The organism is Pseudoduganella sp. GCM10020061 (genome assembly GCF_042683405.1).
Lineage (GTDB): Bacteria > Pseudomonadota > Gammaproteobacteria > Burkholderiales > Burkholderiaceae_D > Telluria.
In genome coordinates this window covers 25350-39951 of record NZ_JBHUJS010000001.1, presented here as the reverse complement: position 1 = coordinate 39951, position 14602 = coordinate 25350, and the positions used below count along the sequence as shown (strand labels likewise).

The window sequence follows — 14602 nt, the reverse complement described above, 5'->3', positions numbered from 1 at the left end:
TTCCTTCTTACGCCGGGAGCGCGCGCGGCAGCCGGACGCGCGCCGCATGGCCCGGCGCTGCCGGACGCGGGGCCCGGCCCCCCGACTCCATCCTGAACACGCCGACCACGTCGGCCAGCGCCGCAGCCTGTTCCTGCATCGACGCCGACGCTGCCGCCGCCTCTTCCACGAGGGCCGCATTCTGCTGGGTGACGTCGTCCATGTCGGTTACGGCCTGGTTGATCTGCTCGATGCCGGCCTGCTGCTCGGTGCTGGCCGCGGCGATCTCGCTCATGATGTCGGTGACGCGGCTGACACTCTCGATGATCTCGGCCATCGTCGCGCCGGCCTGGTCGACCAGGCGCGCACCGGCGTCCACATTCTCCACCGACGTATCGATCAGCAGCTTGATTTCCTTGGCTGCGGCGGCGGAACGCTGGGCGAGCGTGCGCACTTCCGTCGCCACCACGGCGAAGCCGCGGCCCTGTTCGCCGGCGCGTGCCGCTTCCACCGCCGCATTCAGCGCCAGGATATTGGTCTGGAACGCGATGCCATCGATGACGCTGATGATGTCGACGATGCTGCGCGCGGAAGTGTTGATCGCGGCCATCGTGTCGACCACCTTGGCCACCACGGCGCCGCCCTGTTTTGCCACGCCCGATGCCGACATCGCCAGCTGGTTGGCCTGGCGCGCATTGTCGGCGTTCTGCGCGACGGTCGTGGTCAGCTCTTCCATCGACGATGCGGTTTCCTCGAGCGCGCTGGCCTGCTGTTCGGTGCGCGCCGACAGCTCCTGGTTGCCGGCGGCGATTTCGCTGGCAGCGGTGTTGATCAGGTCGGTGCCCGAGCGAACTTCCTGCACCACCGTGGCAAGCTGGGCGCGCATCTCGTTCAGTGCGTGGATCAGGCTGGAGCGGTCGCCTTCGGCAACCCGGACCTGGACGCCGAGGTTGCCCGAGGCGATCTCGGCGGCGATGTCCATTGCATAGGCCGGTTCGCCGCCCAGCTGCTTGAGCAGGCTGCGCGAAATCACGTACCCGACGCCGCCCGACACCAGCAGCGCCAGGACGCCAAGGCCGATCATCACGTTGCGCGCATTGGCGTAGGTGAGGTCCGCCTCCACCGCAGCGGCATTGATCTGGGTGATTTCGTGGTCGATCATCGCTTCCAGCGACAGCTTGTACGCACGCAAAACAGGCCGCAGGTTGTTTTTGAGGTAGGCTTTCGCTTCCTCATCCTGGCCTGCCTCGATGAGTTCGATGAGGGCGTTCTGCCCGGCCAGGTACTTTTCCCGGTTGGCCATAATCTCGCGCAGTTTCGCCGTCCCTTTCTCGGACTTCACTTTGTCCTGGAGGTAGGCAAGCGCCTTGTTGGCGTCTTCCCGGGCGGCCAGGATGGCCTTCTTCTGGACGCTGCGGTCCGCCGGGTCCGCGTTCAGCATCATGTTACGCAGGGCGATCGCGATCTCGTCGACCTGGGTCAGTGCTTCCTGCTGGTGCTGGATCTTCGGCCATTTGTCTTCCGCGATCAATTTGGTGCCGCCGCGAATGACGCCCAGTTCGACCAGTCCGATCCCGATGGTGGCCAGGAGAACGACGCAGACACATCCGAACCCAAGTGCAAGGCGGGTTCCTACCTTCAAATTTGCAATGCTCATGTTGTTGTAGCTGTTGATTGTGTGGCGTGCGCGGCGCGCACGGACGCAGCTGCGCCCCGGGAGGACCAGGGGCGCGGAATTCGCAGGGGGAGGTGTCAGTTGTACGCGCTGATGAGTCGCGCTACGTGAATTACTTGCTTTTTAACAACGAACAGTTCTTTTCTGCAACTGATGAGATGATACACATAGTCGATGCAAATATCACCAAATGTATCAAATCCTGTCGGGTATGTTGCGACAAAGCGTCATCGCAGGCGGCGCTCAGGGCGCGGCGGAAGGCGCCGCAGGGGCAAACACCATCTGCTTTCCTTCCAGCCGGAAGGTGCCGATGAGCTCGCCAGTGGCGGGTTTTGGTTCCAGCATCGTGCAGCGTTCGGTCTCGAAACTCCAGGTGCCTGCGTCCGATTTGAGGGTGAACGCGTTGTCCCCATCCGAGTGCAGCGTGAGCGCCAGGCCGGGTGCGGCTTTCGCCAGCCGGAACAGGCGCTGGCATTCGGGCAGGCGCGCCGCCAGCAACGACAGGTCGACGCTGTCGTCCCAGAAGTAGGGCTGCTCGGCGCGCACCGTCACGGTGTGCTCGTTACCGCTGATGTAATACGTCGCCGAATCACGAACGCAGCCGGCGAGCAGGACGGGCAAGAGGAGGACGAAGGCACGGCGCATGGCGGGTCAGGGCGAGTTGGTTTCCGAACAGTATAGAACGCAGCTTGTACCTCGTCCATTCACCAGTCGACGCCAGCGGAGATCGACCCGAAGGTGTGGCTGTAGACCGGCCGGGCGGAGCGGAATTCCCTCGAGCGCCGCGTCACCTTCAACTGCAGGAACCACGGACCATGGCTGGCGCTGCGCGAGCGGGGCAGGTCGAGCCGCATCCCGACCGAGGTTTCGCCGACGAAGGGCCGGCTGTCCACCTCGGGATCGTCGCGCCCGATGCGCCCGTCCAGGAAGACGTTGTACGCCACTGCACGAACCTCGGCGCTGGCGAAGGTCGTGCAGCGCAGCCACTTGAGCAGGCAGGCGGCATCGAGCGCCGGCACCGCCCTGGCCTTGTTCTGGATGCCCGACGGGCTGCCGACGACCAGCGGCAAGTCCCTGCCCAGAGCGACCGCAATGCCGGCGCCCGCGTGGGTCATGACGTTGCCTAGCGCCAGGCGCCAGTACACGGCGGAGCGCAGCTGCATTCCGCTGCTCCAGTCTGCACTGAGCGCCTCGAACGCGCGGCGCTTTTCGACGGTGGCCATCAGCCCGAGCGTGCCGCCGACCTGGTTGTGCCAGCCCTGCGGCGGCGGAATGTCCATCACCCGGTGCACCAGCTTCTGCGACTGTTCGGCCAGCGAGGCCGGGCCGGTGACGCCGGCCAGCCATGTCAGCGTTGTCAACGTCTTCTGGTCCGGCGCGACCAGCGTGTAGCCGCGCTCGTAGTAGAGCAGGCCGGCCCAGGGGCGATCGAACGGCTGGGGTTGCGGCTCGGAGATCACCACGGGGGTGTACATGATCTGGCCCAGGTTGTGCACGCTATGCTGGACCGCGGCATCCGCACATCCGAATTCCCGGCAGGCCCACCGCGCCCACCCCGGCTTGTCGCCTCCGGCACGGGTGAGCGACAGCTGGATGCCGTTGGTGTAGTAGCGGTCGGTATCGTAGAAGCGGTCATTCTCGAACGTGACGTGCCTGCCCGCGGAAGCGTGGGCGATGCAGGACCCGGCGCCAAGCGCAAGCAGGAGCAGCAGGGCAGGCGGGCTGTGCCGCATTCGGCCTCCACGTCGTGTCGGTGACAAGCGGAGTCTATGCGGTTGCACTCGAGATACTTTGCGCAAAGTCGACTGGCGCGAGATCTTGGCAAAGATCAACGTTCGGCTCGTGCTTATCGGCAAAGATTTGTCCTCATGCTTTGATGCAAGGGGAGCGATGGACAGCCTGTTGCCATACTACGAGCGCGAACTGGGTTTCCTGCGCGACGAGTGCAAGCAGCTCTGCGAGCGCTATCCTGCACTGACGGGCCTGCTGGGCGGCCCGGGCGGCGGCGAAAGCGCGGACCCGCTGGTCGAACGCATCATCCAGGCGCTGGCCATGCTCGCCGGCCGCGCCGCGAAACGGCACGACGATGGCTACCCCCGGCTGACCGAAGCGATCCTCGGATCGATCGAGCCCGCGCTGCTGCGCCAATTCCCCTCCAGCACAGTGGTCCAGTTCATCGCCGGTGCCGGCGCAAGGCCGCAGCGCATTGCGCGCGGCACGCAAATGGCTTCCGAACCTGTCGACGGCGTCAAGTGCACGTTCACCACCGTGTATGACGTTGACCTGGCCTCCTTCCATATCACCAGTGCCGCGTACTCGCCCGACATCGCCGCCCCTGCCGCAGGGTTGCCGCAGGACGCGACCGCGCGCATCAGCATCGGCTGGAGCGGCCTGGAGCCGGAGTCGCCGCAGCGCGCGCGCGTGTTCATCGACGGCGACCGTTCGTTCAGCGCCACGCTGCGCGACACGCTGTTCCTGAATGCGATCGCAGCGTACGTGGTCCTGCCCGGATCCGCGCGTTGGACGCGGCTGCGCTCCGTGCCGCTGCTGCCCGTCGGCTTCGGCGATGACGAGGCGATGATGCCAACGGACGACCGTTCCCATCCCGCTTACCGCCTGCTGACCGAATTCTTCGCCTTCGCCGAGAAGTTCAACTTCTTCGACATCGACCTCGCGTCGATCCTGGAGGAAGCGCCGCTTGCGCGCAACGGCGGCACGCTGCACATCGTGCTGCGCGACGTGGCGCTCGACTCGGACCGCGCGCGCATGCTGTCCGGGCTGTCCGCCCGGCACCTGCAGCTCGGCTGCACACCCGCCGTCAACCTGTTCCTGCGGCCCGGCGTGCCGATTACCGTCACCAATACCTCGCCAGACTACATCCTGAGCGCAGACGAGAGGCGGCCGGACGCCTACGACATCGTCGCCGTGCAGGCGGTCCGCACCATCGATACCAGCGGCGGGGCACCAGAGGTGGTAGAGCTCACGCCCTTCTACAGCACCCACTACGCCCAACCGGACAAGCCCTACTGGGTGGCCAGCCGCGATTACTCCGGCGACGGTGGGGCCGTGCGCCCACCCTTGCGTATTGCGCTGGTAGACCAGGAGCTTGAACCCGCGCGCTCCGGCGTGCAGACGATTTCGACCGAGCTGCTGTGCTCCAACGGCTCCCTGCCGTCGTTGCTGGCGTGCGGCGCCGTGGAGGGCGACCTGGTGGCGACCGGCAGTTTTGGCGCCGCGCACGTCCGCCTGCTGCGTAAGCCGACCCTCCCGTGCATGCCGCCGGGGGGACGCGGATCGCATTGGAAGCTGGTATCGCAGCTGGCGCTGGGAAGCAGGCCGCTCACCAACCTGGGCCTGCGCGAATTCCAGGAAATGCTGCTGCTGTACGACCTGTCGCACTCCGCGTCCGCGACCCGAATGGTCAACGGCATCACCGGCATCGCCTTTGCGCCGGCGATGGACTGGGTGCACGAGGACGCCGTGGCTGCAATGATGCCGGGGGTGGAAATACGGCTGTCGATTGCGCCCGCGGCATTCGTGGGGACCGGTGTGCACGTGTTCTGCCAGGTGCTCGACCGCTTCCTCGGCATGTACGGCCAGTTGAACCTGTTCACCCGCCTGGTCGTACGTAGCGAGGACGGGCGCGAACTGGTGCGCTTTGCCGCCCGCTCCGGGAAGGGACTTGCGTAATGAGCGAGATCCTAGAAGAACCGGCCCGGTTCGACTTCTTCCAGGTCGTGCGCGAGATGGAGCGCATGCTCGCCGCAGCGGGCGCCGACCCCGCCACAGCGGTGCGCGACCACATCCGGTTCCCCAACAGCACGTCGCTGGGATTTGCGCCGGGTGAAGTGGAAAGCCTGTCCATCGACCGAGCGCAGCATTCGTTATCGGCGGAACAGTTGGCGCGAGCCATTCGCGCCGGCGAGAGCCCGCAGGTGCGCATCACGCCGACCTTCATCGGCATGTTGGGCGTGCACGGCACCCTGCCCCTGCACTACACCGAAGCCGTGCACAACGCCGGCGGGGAAGGACTCGGCGAGGCGCGCCGCGCCTTCCTGGATGCGCTGTCATCGCGCCTGGTCAGCCTGTTCTACGAAGCGTGGAAAGCGCAGCGCTTCGAACTGGCGGCGGACTGCGACAGCGCCGCGCTCCGCCCGCGCCTGCTGGCGCTGGCCGCCTCGCAGGGTGAAGACGATCGGTCGGCATGCGTGCGCAAGCTCGAGACCTATTACGCCGGGCTGCTGCGCCACCGCCCAGTGTCCGCCGTCGTGCTCGAACAGGTGTTGTCGCGCTATTTCGACATGCGGGTAGACGTGCAGCCGGGCGTCCAGACCCTGCACCCGGTTCCCGAAGCGTTCCAGGCCCGGCTGGGCAGCAGCACCCTGGGTCGCGGCACGCCGAGCGTGCTGGGATCGCACATGCACCGCCGCGATATCCGCTGCGCCGTCACGCTGTATCCGCAAACGCGGGAGAAGGCAGAAGAATTCAGTCGCGCCGGCCTTGGAGCACGCGCGCTGGCGAAGGTGCTCGGCCTGTTCGCCGTGCCCACCACCGAGTTCGACATCACAGTCGTCGTCGCCAAGGAACAGGTGCAGCCGTTGAAGCTGGACGGCACATTCGCACTTGGCCTCAACAGCTACCTGCTGTCCGGCGCGTCCCTGCATGACCGCGCCGACATGCGCTACATCCTCCGGCCGGGGGAAGGAACCGATACCGATGAACCTGATTAACGACATCGCCGCCCTGCTGTACGGCGACTGGCAGGGCCAACGCCTGCTGCGCATGGACTTCCCGCGCGAGGACGGGCCGGACGTGCGCATGCTGGTCAACTCCATCGACGCGGACGAAGGGCTGTCGCGCGACTTCACCTTCCACGTGGAAGTGCTGTCGGACGATGCCTCCATCCCGATCAACAAGGTCATGGGCCGCATGGTCACGGTATCGCTGGTGCGCAATGACGGCACGCTGCGCTACTTTAACGGCTACGTCACACAGTTCGGCTTTACCAAGACCGACGGCGGCTTCGCGCACTACCGCATGGTGCTGTCGCCGTGGCTGGCCTTCCTGCGGCTGCGCCAGGAGTGCAGGCTGTTCCAGAATATGACCCTGGTCGAGCTGTGCGACAAGACCTTTGAGCACTACCTGCAGCGCGACTTCCAGTGCCGCCTGATCGCACCGCTGCCGGACATCACGCTCGCGGTGCAGTACAACGAGACCGACCACAATCACATACACCGGCGGCTCGAGGACGCCGGCTTGTTCTACTGGTACGAGCACCGCTACGACGGCCACACGCTGTGGGTATCCGACGACAGCACTTATGCCAATCCGCTGGACGGCGACGCGGCGACCATCGAGTACCGAGCGGAATCTGGATCGATCGAGGACGACGGCATCAGCCATTGGATGCCGGAGCAGGTGGCGGTGCCGACGCAGTCCGCAGTGGGCAGCTACGACTTCAAGCACGCCAGCGCTGCGAATGCTGAAGGCGGTGCGGTGGTTGACCAGGGCCTCGTTCCTGCCCAGGAGGTATTCGAAAGCACGGGCGCCTACGGCTTCCGCGACGCTGGAGCGGGCGAGGCCCTCGCCGAACGGCGCATGGACCAGCTGGCGGTCGACGGCATCACCGTCACCGCGCGAGGCAACCACAGGGCACTGCAGCCGGGCCGCTCCTTCACGCTGGCCGGCCACTTCTTTAGCGAGGGCGATGGCGGCGAGCATATGGTGGTATCCGTTCGCCACATCGCATCGAACAACTACCAGAACAACGAAACCTCGCGCTCCGAATACACCAACGAGATGAGGTGCGTACGCAAGAACGTGCGCTGGCGCCCGCCGCGTGGCTACAACAGCACCGATACGAGGATCTACGGCGTGCAGACGGCCACCGTGGTCGGCCCGCCGGGCGAGGAGATCTACACCGACGAGTATGGGCGCGTGCGCGTGCAGTTCCATTGGCACCGTGATGGTAAATCTGACCCTACGAGTTCTCCGTGGGTGAGGGTGATGACCGCGTGGGCTGGTTCGCAGTTCGGTCAGATCGCTCTGCCACGTGTGGGAGACGAAGTGGTCGTACAGTACTTGGAGGGAAATTGCGATCGACCGCTCATCGTTGGCGCGCTGGCGAACACGAAACGCATGCCCAACTGGCAGTTGCCATCTCAACGAGCTCTGTGCGGACTGCGCAGCAATGAGTTAAAGGCAGCGAAGCGCGGCAATCACCTGTTGTTGGACGACACGCCAGGGCAGATTCAAGCGCAGCTCAAGAGCGATCACCAACACAGTCAGTTGTCGCTCGGCCACATCAACAGGGTTGAGGATAATCTCGGACGGAAGGATGGCCGCGGTGAGGGATGGGAACTTCGAACCGATGGTCACGGCGTCGCCCGCGCCGCGAAGGGCCTCCTAATCACAACTGAAGCGCGCCAGTCGGCAAATGGGGCGATCAAGGACATGCGTGAAACGCTTCAACGCCTCGACATTGCTCAGCAGTGCCACGAATCGCTCACAGATTTGGCACAGCAAAACGGGGCGCAGGACTGCCAGCCTGATGCAGTCCTCGCAATCAAACGCCAGACTGATGAGATTGCGGGCGGTAAGGAAAGCCCTGGCGCGGAACTCTCTGCACCGCACTTGGTACTGGCGAGCCCCGCGGGTATCCACTCCAACACGGCAGGCTCGACACATCTAGCGAGCCTCCAGCACACGGCTCTGACGAGTGGGCAAAGCCTGTCCATCGCCACCGGCGGGGGCTTCTTCGCGAGCGTGAAAGACGCTTTCAGGTTATTTGTTCGAAAGACTGGCATGAAACTGATCGCGGCTGAGGCCAATATCGACCTACAGGCACTATCCGACAGCATCAATTTGCTTGCGAAACTCAATATAACGCAGACGGCAAATCGCATCACGATAACGGCAAAGGAAGAGATAGTAATCAACGGCGGCGGTAGCTACGCCAAATATAACGCCGGCGGCATCGAACATGGGACCACCGGGAAGCACATCTACCATGGCGCATCACACGATTTCTTGGGGCCTAAGAGCGTCGAGATGGCGATTAACATGCCCTCGCTTGTGGACACCGCGATGAAAGGGATGGGCGCTTTTCATCTGGGTAGCCACGCGGGCGCGATGGGTAAATCTGGAGCGGGTCTACCCTTCAAGCTCTGCAGGGATGGGGCTGTCGTTGAAGAAGGACAGATCGACGAGCGCGGGAACATCTCATTTGAACATGACCTCGATTCCGAAGTCGAATATCAGTTGGAACTCCCCAACGGACAAGTCTTTGTTATCAATTCCGGCGACTTAACGGAACGGCACGAAGCCAGTGCAGGATTGGGCCACCATGGATATTGCAATCAGGGCGGCTGCCTCACCGATGATCATGACACGCTGGAGAATGACAGGCTTCTTTCCGATCTCTCCGTCGATATTCAGGCCGGCCAAAATGCGCCGACGTCTTAATTCAGATCCGACGGTTTATGAGAGGAAGTTCGTTTCCTCGCTCACGATGTCGCAAAGCACAGCTACACACCTCGATAACCAACTTACGCGGGGCCGGGCATGGGGGGAATGAACGAAAACGCGCATCTGTACAAGCAGACGCTGTCTTACAGGAAGACGACTGGACCATACCAATGCCTCACGTTGCCGTGGTGGGTGCAGACCCCAAAGCGCCTCTATCCTCCGCGCCACCGCGGCAGCATTGAGCCGCTCATCTGCGGTGAGGAGGTCTTCTCGTGGGTCGCCGCTGATATCAAGGCCGCGACCCGCACCGTTGACATCATCACTTGGGGCTTTGATCCCGGCATGGTGCTTAAGCGAGGGTTCACGGCGCAGGATGGACAGCGCTACGGCGACCTGCTCTTGGCGATTGCCACAAGAAAGAAGGATCCTGTAATGGTCCGGTTGCTCGTGTGGTACGACGACCAGGTGAGCCAGACCCTGATGAAGAACATTCCAGGCTATTACGGAACCCGCTTTCCCTCGATCGGCTGCTCAAGCGCGACTGGCTTTTACACGGAGGGCCACCAAAAATACAATGCCGAATGGTTTGAAAGAATTTGTTCAGGCGAAATAAAGAATATCTGCTTTCACGTGCGCTCGATCTTGCCTGAACTCTTCCCCAAATCGCTCGGGGGCGAAGACGTGCCTTTAAACGTGGCAGCGCAGGCAACCGCCCGTTTTCCAACCCATCACCAGAAGATGCTGTTGATCGACTACGAACTCCCGGCAAAAGCTGTGGGTTACGTCATGGGCCACAATTCAATCACCGATTTTTGGGACACGGCGGCCCACATCTACCAAGACCCGCGTCGTGAAACTTTTTATCGCGCGGACCCGATGTCATTTAACGAAGGTCCGGCCCTCAATCACGGAGCTGGCGGCCACTTAGGAACAGCGTACCGCCCCAGCAACGCAGAACTCGAAACTAAAAAACGGGAGTTGGAATACAACCTGAAGCGTAACGCGTACGTGGCGAAACCTTATCAGGACGTGTCCGCGCGTGTTCGCGGACCGGTGCTCTACGACCTGAATCACAATTTCTGCCAGGGATGGAGCGAGTCTACGCCGCCGAGTTCCTTCTTCACCGAGAAGTATTGGCTGATCACGAAATACTTGGGCCGGAACTTGCACAACATCAGCCGCGGGATTCAGAAGCTGACACACCGCGACCCAGATCACGATTTTGAAAAACGTCGGAAAGCCATCAAGCCAGAAGCCTTTATTCTTCCCGGCGGTCAGCATAGTGCGCAACTATTGCGGACGCAGCCAATGCATGGCGAGAAGACTATCAAGGAATGCTATGCGAATCTGACGCGACAGATGCACCACTACATTTTTATCCAGAACCAGTACATCCAGTATGGCGCTTGGGCCACGCACCTGAAGGATTGCGTGCAGCGGCTACGCGAGGGCCGATTTAACAAACCGATATATGTCTTCATCCTGACATCCACGCCCGAACGGGACGGGATGGACATTGCCACCTATGACGTGGCACAGCAACTCGGACATAGCGCCACAATGCAGTTCCAGCACAACGAGGCGGTAGAACAGGCGAGCCGGGGCAAACGAGAGCCGCCGATCACACCCAAGCAGCTATCGAAAATTGGCATTAAGGCGGTCATGGGTTCATTGTGGACCTGTGCCCAGCCGAAGCCCAGGCCTGCCGAGTACGAGGAAATCTACATTCACTCAAAGGTGGCGATAGTGGACGATGCTGCCTTTACCGTTGGCTCGGCAAACTTGAATGTTCGCAGCATGGCTATCGACAGCGAACTGAACATTCTCAGCCAAGCGAAGGAAGTGGCGTACAAGCTCCGTTGCGATTTGTTCACCCAATGCGCTGGCGACCCCGGTCCCGGACAGTTCGAGGATATGCAGAATATCTTCAAGGACTGGAACGATAGGATGACCGAAAATGCGCAAGCAATGAAAAGCAACGAGCCACTTTTGGGCCAGATCGTAGCGTTCCAAGTGGACCGGAAGCCGGGCGCTCCCCTCATATAGCCGTGAACAAAGCAGCCATTCGTTTGCTGTCCCTGGGCGTGCTCGCAGGAGCACTTGTTTCTGGCGGTCTCAAATATCGATCACATCTGGAGTACGTCGCCATGCATACCATACCGCCTGGTCTTCATGAATTCAGGGTGACCGATCCCCCTCCGGTGTGTGGTCGCTGGAAGGATCACATGCCGCGTGAGCGAGACCCGGAAGCGTACCGAATCTATATCAATGCCCGCAAATTCTGGCGTAGCAAAGTCGAGTTCCAATTTACGCGGCAGGAACTACTAAATATTCTTGCTGATGTTAGGCTCGCGGCTGAGAAAGGCGACTGGGGCGCGCGTGCGCTGCTTGCGCACTTCTATCTTGAAGGGTTAGGGCCGCTCGATACAAATAGGGTTCTCGACCCGCAGCCCGAGAAAGCCGTGCAAATCATTCGTCAAGCGGTCGCCGCCGGACAGGCATGGGGTTATTACGATCTTGGCGTTGCCCATCAATATGGCTACGGCGGCGCCGTCATGGACAAAGCTATTTCGTTTGCCTACTACCGCAGGGCCGCCGAACTAGGCAGCCCAGACGCGCAGATGGCGCTCGCCGAAGCGTATGAGAGTGCCGCACGGACTGACGAAGCGCTTTACCTGCGTACGTGCGCCTACAAGCAAGATCATGGTCCGGCAGCCAGGGCACTGGGGGTCATGGCGAAGGTAAAGGGCCAATTCCGCGAGGCGCTCAATTTTTACCAAGATGGCGTTCGTTTTGGGAACGAAGAATCGGCTACCGCGCTGATGCTGTTTTTTGGGACAAGACGGTGGAATAGCTACACCGCGGAGCAGATGAGTAAGCTTCGCGAGTTAGGTCTTAAGCCCGACGTCGAACGTGAAAAGAGGTACCAAGAGATCGACAAGGCCTTAGAACTCAACCCTGATTTACGACTGAAGCGGCTCAACAAGGCGCTACCTCTTCCACCCGCAGAACTTCCTCCTTGGAATAGCGTGCAGGATGCGATCGGGTCGGAAGATTGTGGTCCACCGAGCTATTAGACAGGGCCGATCAGGGGGGCGCAGTCACTAGAAGCGATTCCCTCGTTCTTAATCGCGGAAGGAAATCGAGAACACGAGCGCCTAGAGGATGGCCCATATTCTTTTTTCGGTGACGTTACCCGTGGGTACAGGCTGCGGCATGCGGTGAGATCGTTGAATCGCTGAGTGAATGGAAACTGCAGTGAGCACGAATTTTTCACTATGACTAGAACGATGGGTTTTTACCGATCCCGGAACCTTAACTGGCGATATCCGCGACCCGAAATTGAACATCCTGCAGGAAAGGCCGCCAACGTAAATTCAGCATGGTATTCTGATTTGTTCAATAACTATCGGAATTGTCGGGATGGCCGCTTATTATCGCCAGCAGGTGGAGGGATTACTGGAAGCAGACGTTAATGAAATAGTAGGCGTACTTCAGCACAAATATGCTTCGGATGGGTTCTCGACTCAATACACGCGAGCATCTGAATCGTGGCGTGAGTCCGTGCCACTCCTTAAACAGCAGTTAACGGCGCTAGTGAAGATCAGGCCTGAAGCTGCGGAGTGGACTATCCTACTGGAATATCCGCTTTATCGCTTACGTAGACGAATCGATGCCATCATTTTGGCCGGTCCAACAATTGTCGTTGTCGAGTTCAAGGTGGGTTCATCTGAATTCAACAGCGCGGATCAGCGACAGGTCGAAGAATACGCACTAGACCTTCGTGATTTCCATGCAGAGAGCAATGCGAGGCGGATCATTCCTGTTCTCTGGAGTACCAACGCCGTGGAGTCGACGCAGTATCGAGCTGTCGCGCGAACGCCGGAGATGGTTGCCCCTGTTGTGCGCATCGGGCAAACCGGGTTAGCTCCACTACTTATCTCAATCGAAGGTGCGGGTGACACGCATATCGTTGCTGAACAGTGGGATCGGTCACCCTACCGTCCAGTCCCCAGCGTAATCGAGGCTGCTACCAATATTTTTGCCGGGCATGATGTCCGAAGTATAGCCAATGCCGACGCCGAAAATTTGCAGTCCGCATCGACCCGCCTCGTGGAGCTCATCAGGGAAGCTCGAGATAAGAAGGAGCGCTACCTTATTCTCCTGACCGGAGTGCCGGGATCTGGTAAAACCCTCGCCGGACTTTATGTTGTGCATAGCGCACTCGGAATCGATCAGCACGGCGATACGGTCTACCTCTCTGGGAACACTCCGCTTGTAGCTGTTTTACGGGAGGCACTTGCCCGGGACGAGGATAAACGCATCAAAAGCAGAGGGGGGAGGCGTACACTTCAAGAAATTCGGTCGAGTGTGCGGGCGCGGATCCAACACATCAATGATTACCTTCAAGAAGGTTTTCGGGGAAGCCCCGATGTTCCACCACATGACCACGTCATCGTGTTCGACGAGGCACAGCGAGCCTGGGATGAAAAGCAGGGCTTGGAGAAATTTAATCGAACAGCTTCTGAGCCAGTGCTGATCCTGGAGCTAATGCAGCGACATCAAGATTGGTGCGTCTGCGTATGCCTGGTAGGCGGCGGGCAGGAAATCAATTCAGGGGAAGAGGGCGTCTGGGGATGGGGAGAAGCTGTTCGCAAGCTAGCCCAGCAGAACAAATCAACTTGGAAGATATACGCACCGCCGGACGTCGTACAGGGTGGCCCCTCGGCCGGAAAGTTCACCCTGGGACCCATGCCAGCGGAGGTCGTTGTACAGGTAGAACCATCACTGCAGCTCCTGGTACCTCAACGTAGCTATCGCTCACCTAGCGTCAGTAGTTGGGTTAATGCCGTGCTCGCTGGAGACGAAGCTGCCGCAAGGGAGTCAGCATTGCGTCTGGGACCCTATCCTATCTTGGTGACAAGGTCGCTGAACGAGGCGAAGGGGTGGTTGCGTACAAGCGGACGGGGTGAACGTAGGTTTGGTCTCGTGGCGAGTTCTGGTGCACGTCGACTACGCGCTGATGGGTTGGGCACAATGCTCCACGCTGCTGCCGGTGACGAAATCGCGCATTGGTATCTGAATGAACCAGGAGACATCCGCTCATCTTTTGCGCTCGAAGTACCAGCTAACGAATACACATGCCAAGGGCTCGAGCTTGATTTCGCAGCAATCTGCTGGGGAGGCGATTTCCTTTGGGACACCGCGAACGCGAGGTGGGCATTCAAGCGCCTTTCTGGCAATGCGTGGAAGCGGGTGCAATCGCTCATAGAGCGACAATTTATCGAAAATACATATCGAGTATTGTTGACCAGAGCACGCGAAGGAATGATTCTCTGGGTTCCAAGTGGGGATGATAACGACAGCACCCGAGCGTGTGGCCCACTCGACGATACTGTTAACTTCTTGGTGCGGTGCGGGGCTCACCTACTGCCGGAGGCGAGACAGAGCAAAGCGTAATGGTTCTCAGAAAGCGAAAGC

Annotated in this window: 9 protein-coding genes; 6 read left to right on the top strand and 3 right to left on the bottom strand. The window is 60.8% G+C overall.

All coding sequences use genetic code 11. From position 1 onward, the window contains the following. Positions 1–7: 7 nt before the first annotated feature. The 3 genes from ACFSQR_RS00175 to ACFSQR_RS00165 all read right to left on the bottom strand — a co-directional run bounded on the left by ACFSQR_RS00175 (position 8) and on the right by ACFSQR_RS00165 (position 3387). Positions 8–1636, bottom strand: a complete 1629-nt coding sequence (locus ACFSQR_RS00175; protein ID WP_377726683.1) for a methyl-accepting chemotaxis protein — start codon at positions 1634–1636, stop codon at positions 8–10. A 261-nt stretch (positions 1637–1897) separates the two neighbouring features. Further along, positions 1898–2299, bottom strand: coding sequence for a hypothetical protein (locus ACFSQR_RS00170; protein ID WP_377726681.1), 402 nt, complete (start codon positions 2297–2299; stop codon positions 1898–1900). A 59-nt stretch (positions 2300–2358) separates the two neighbouring features. Beyond that, positions 2359–3387 (bottom strand): lipid A deacylase LpxR family protein, encoded by a 1029-nt coding sequence (locus ACFSQR_RS00165; protein ID WP_377726679.1) that lies wholly within the window; start codon positions 3385–3387, stop codon positions 2359–2361. 157 nt (positions 3388–3544) lie between these two features. On the opposite strand from ACFSQR_RS00165, the gene tssF reads away from it, so the two are divergent. From tssF to ACFSQR_RS00135, 6 genes are all read left to right on the top strand, one after another. After that, entirely contained in the window at positions 3545–5344 is a 1800-nt protein-coding gene (tssF, locus tag ACFSQR_RS00160) for a type VI secretion system baseplate subunit TssF (protein WP_377726677.1), read from the top strand. Next, positions 5344–6384, top strand: coding sequence for a type VI secretion system baseplate subunit TssG (gene tssG, locus ACFSQR_RS00155; protein ID WP_377726675.1), 1041 nt, complete (start codon positions 5344–5346; stop codon positions 6382–6384). Before tssF ends, tssG begins: the two co-directional genes overlap by 1 nt. Further along, positions 6371–9118, top strand: a complete 2748-nt coding sequence (locus tag ACFSQR_RS00150; RefSeq protein WP_377726673.1) for a type VI secretion system Vgr family protein — start codon at positions 6371–6373, stop codon at positions 9116–9118. Before tssG ends, ACFSQR_RS00150 begins: the two co-directional genes overlap by 14 nt. 108 nt (positions 9119–9226) lie before the next feature. Next, positions 9227–11167 carry a phospholipase D-like domain-containing protein gene (locus tag ACFSQR_RS00145; protein ID WP_377726670.1) on the top strand — a complete coding sequence of 647 codons (1941 nt, stop codon included), beginning with the start codon at positions 9227–9229 and terminating at the stop codon, positions 11165–11167. Between the two features lie 2 nt (positions 11168–11169). Then, complete coding sequence (locus ACFSQR_RS00140; protein ID WP_377726668.1) at positions 11170–12198, top strand: tetratricopeptide repeat protein; 1029 nt, start codon at positions 11170–11172, stop codon at positions 12196–12198. Positions 12199–12544: 346 nt separating this feature from the next. Beyond that, positions 12545–14581 carry a DNA/RNA helicase domain-containing protein gene (locus tag ACFSQR_RS00135; RefSeq protein WP_377726665.1) on the top strand — a complete coding sequence of 679 codons (2037 nt, stop codon included), beginning with the start codon at positions 12545–12547 and terminating at the stop codon, positions 14579–14581. The last annotated feature ends 21 nt before the right edge of the window (positions 14582–14602 follow it).